Annotated in this window: 3 protein-coding genes; all 3 read left to right on the top strand. The window is 63.0% G+C overall.

Annotated elements, in window-relative coordinates:
- The coding region (locus AKL29_RS04270; protein WP_244481751.1) for a YeaH/YhbH family protein at window positions 1–897 on the top strand (897 nt) is incomplete at its 5' end.
- 4 nt (window positions 898–901) lie between these two features.
- Window positions 902–2,446, top strand: a complete 1,545-nt coding sequence (locus AKL29_RS04265) for a SpoVR family protein (RefSeq protein ID WP_028332674.1) — start codon at window positions 902–904, stop codon at window positions 2,444–2,446.
- A 252-nt stretch (window positions 2,447–2,698) separates the two neighbouring features.
- Entirely contained in the window at window positions 2,699–3,895 is a 1,197-nt protein-coding gene (locus AKL29_RS04260) for an ABC transporter substrate-binding protein (protein ID WP_167350382.1), read from the top strand.
- The last annotated feature ends 106 nt before the right edge of the window (window positions 3,896–4,001 follow it).

Here is a 4,001-nt window from a genome sequence, read left to right as displayed (position 1 = left end):
CTCGAACTGCCCGATCTTGCCAAGCGCAAGCTCGCGGAAACCGAAAGCGAAGGTATTCAACGCGCCGGCTATGCGACCTCCGGCTCGCCCGCCAACATCTCGATCAGCCGCACGGTGAGCCGGGCGCTTGCGCGGCGCGTGGCACTGCGCCGGCCGCGCAAGGACGACATCGAGGCGCTCGAGGCGGAGCTTGCGGAATGCGACGACGATGCGAGGCGCCGCGAGCTGCTGGCGCTGCTCGAAACGCTGAAGGCCAAGGCCAAGCGGATCCCGTTCATCGATCCGATCGATATCCGCTACCGCCGGTTCGAGACGGTGCCGAAGCCGGTGGCGCAGGCCGTGATGTTCTGCCTGATGGACGTATCGGGCTCGATGTCCGAGCACATGAAGGATCTGGCGAAGCGGTTCTATATGCTGCTCTACGTGTTCCTGAAGCGGCGCTACAAGCACGTCGAGATCGTGTTCATCCGCCATACCGACCGCGCCGAGGAGGTCGACGAGGATACCTTCTTCCACGGACCGGCTTCCGGCGGCACGCTGGTGTCGAGCGCGCTGGTCGCGATGAACGATATCGTCCGCACCCGCTTCCGTCCGGCCGACTGGAACATCTACGCCGCCCAGGCCTCGGACGGCGACAACATGACCTCGGACAGCGCGCTGACCGGTCACCTCCTGACCGACAAGATCCTGCCGGTCTGCCAGTTCTTCGCCTATCTCGAGGTCGGCGAAGCCGCCAACTACACCTTCGACATGCCGGACTCCTCGCTCTGGACGCTCTATGAGCGTCTGCGCAACGAGGGCGCGCCGCTGTCGATGCGCAAGGTGAGCGAGCGCGGCGAGATCTTCCCGGTGTTCCAGGACCTGTTCAAGCGCCGCAGCAAGCAGGAAAGGGTGTAGCGTGATGGGTTCTTCCGGGGAACGGCTGTTCGAGGGCGCCGATTGGGATTTCCAGACCTTGCAGCGGGTCCACGACGCCTGCGAGAAAATCGCGCGCACCGAGCTCGGGCTCGACGTCTATCCCAACCAGATCGAAGTGATCACCGCCGAGCAGATGCTCGACGCCTATTCCTCGGTCGGCATGCCGCTGTTCTACAAGCACTGGTCATTCGGCAAGCAGTTCGCGTTCCAGGAAGCGTCCTATCGCAAGGGCCTGATGGGCCTGGCCTATGAGATCGTGATCAATTCCTCGCCGTGCATCTCCTATCTGATGGAGGAGAACACGGCGACGATGCAGACGCTGGTGATCGCGCACGCGGCGTTCGGGCACAATCACTTCTTCAAGAACAACTATCTGTTCAAGCAGTGGACGGACGCCGACGGCATTCTCGACTATCTGGAATTCGCCAAGGGCTACATCGCGGTCTGCGAGGACCGCCATGGCCGCGAGACGGTGGAGCGGACGCTCGATGCCGCGCACGCGCTGATGTCGCATGGCGTCGACCGCTATCCCGGAAAGAAGACGCTCGATTTGCGTGCCGAGGAGAAGCGGGCCGGCGAGCGCCGGCAGCACGAGGAAAGCGTGTTCAACGATTTGTGGCGGACGGTGCCGAACACCAAGGCCAAGAGCAAGGCTACGCTCACGGCCGAGCGCCGCCGCGCGCTGCTCGGCTTGCCGCAGGAGAATATCCTGTATTTCCTCGAGAAGACCGCGCCGCGCCTTGCACCCTGGCAGCGCGAGCTCATCCGCATTGTTCGCCACATCGCGCAGTATTTCTACCCGCAGGGCCAGACCAAGGTGATGAACGAGGGCACCGCGACCTACGTCCATTACCGCATCATGAGCCGGCTGCATCAGCAGGGCCGGATCACCGACGGCAATTTCCTCGAATTCCTGCAGTCGCACACCAATGTGGTGTTCCAGCCCGAATTCGACGACCGCCGCTATTCCGGCTTCAATCCCTACGCGCTCGGCTTCGCCATGATGCAGGACATCGAGCGGATCGTGAAAAATCCGGAGGACGAGGACCGCGAGTGGTTCCCCGACATCGCCGGCAAGGGCGACGTCGAGGGCGTGCTGCGCGAGATCTGGAGCAACTACCGCGACGAGAGCTTCATCAATCAGTTCCTCAGCCCGGCGCTGATCCGGCGCTTCCGCATGTTCCACCTGCACGACGACCCCGCGGAAAGCCAGGGGATCAAGGTCGACGCGATCCACGACGAGCGCGGCTACCGCCGGGTCCGCCGCGAGCTGGCGCGGCAATACGACGTCGGCTTCGTCGACGCCAATATCGAGGTCATGGATGTCGATCTCGACGGCGATCGTCGCCTGATGCTGCGCCACACCACCGTGAAGGGCGCGCAGCTCAACGAGACCGACGCGCGGCGCGTGCTGCAACACCTCGCCGATCTGTGGTCCTACGACGTCGCGCTGACCGAGATCGACGGCACCGACAAGGTGCTGAAGGAATACGTCGTCAGCCCGCGCGCGGCTGCGGTCGCGGCCTGAGGATCACGCTCTCGCTGACATGAGCGCGGCGCGCACCGCCGCGCGGAATGCGAGTCTTGCTCGGTGAACCTTCATGTCTATCGAAGGCTCACATCATGAACATCACGGCAACATTCCGACTTTGAAAGCGCATGGCGTTCTATGCGCGAACGCGATTGCCGGCATGCGGAAATCTCGCGGGACGTTCTTGGTGATTGCCTGCCCGGACGCGATGGATAATGTGCACCGCGTCAAGAAAACCAAGAAAAGGATATGCTCTTGTCAACTCGCTCCCGCCTGGCGGGCTTTCTCGCCTTCACCGCCCTCACGGCCTCGTTGATCTCGCCGTCCGTGGCAGCCGACACCGCGATCAAAATAGGAAACACCGCGCCCTATAGCGGCCCGGCGTCGGCCTACGGCACCATCGCGCGTGCCGAAGCCGCGTATTTCCAGATGCTCAACGATCAGGGCGGCATCAACGGCCGCAAGATCGACTTCGAGAGTCTCGACGACGCCTATTCGCCGTCGAAGACCGTCGAGCAGACCCGCAAGCTCGTCGAACAGGATGAGGTGCTCGCGGTCTTCAGCGCGGTCGGCACCGCGCCGAACATCTCGGTGCAGAAGTACCTCAACATCAAGCGCGTGCCGCAGCTGTTCGTGTCCTCCGGCGCGACGCGCTGGAACGATCCAAAGCAGTTCCCGTGGACGGTCGGTTTCAATCCGACCTACGAGCTCGAAGGCCGGCTCTACGCAAAATACATCCTGAAGACCAAGCCGGATGCGAAGATCGCCGTCATCACGCCGAACGAGGACGCCGGCAAGGACTATCTGAGGGGGTTCAAGGACGGGCTCGGCGAGCATGTCGGCCAGATCGTCGCCGAGACCACGTATCTCACGACCGATCCCACCATCGATTCCCAGATGGTGACGATGCGCGAGTCCGGTGCGGACGTCTTCTTCGCGGAGGCGACGCCGAAATTTGCGGCCCAGGCGCTGCGCAAGGCGGCCAGCATGGGCTGGAAGCCGCTGACGATCCTGCCGACCGTCTCCAATTCCGTCTCCGCGGTGCTTGAACCGGCCGGTCTCGAGAACGTCATCGGCGTCGTGACCGGGCTCTATCTGAAGGATCCGACCGATCCGCGCTGGGCCAACGATCCCGCGCAGAAGGAGTTTGCGGACTGGATGAAGAAGTACCAGCCGAATGCGAGCCCCGGCGACCTCTTCAACGTGCAGGGCTACACGGTGGCGCAGGTCATGACGGCGGTGCTGAAGAACTGCAACGGCGACTACAGCCGTGCCAACATCATCAAGCAGGCGACCAATCTGAAGGCGCTCGAGCTGCCGATGCTGTTGCCCGGCATCAAGGTGCAGACCGAGCCCGACAATGTGACGCCGATCCGGCAAATCCAGATGGCGCGGTTCGACGGCAAGTCCTGGGCGCTGTTCGGCGACGTCTTGAGCGACAAGTAGCCGTCACCAACTCCGCTGTCGTCCCTGCGAAAGCGGGGACCCATACGCCGCGGCTTTTGTTGTGAACGGGATTCGTCGTTCCAGCGCAGCTCGACATTTTATATCG

Origin of the sequence: Bradyrhizobium pachyrhizi (assembly GCF_001189245.1) — a bacterium.
GTDB classification, from domain to species: Bacteria; Pseudomonadota; Alphaproteobacteria; order Rhizobiales; family Xanthobacteraceae; genus Bradyrhizobium; species Bradyrhizobium pachyrhizi.
The sequence above is the reverse complement of the archived record's forward strand: the minus strand, read 5'-3'. Positions and strand labels throughout refer to the sequence as shown.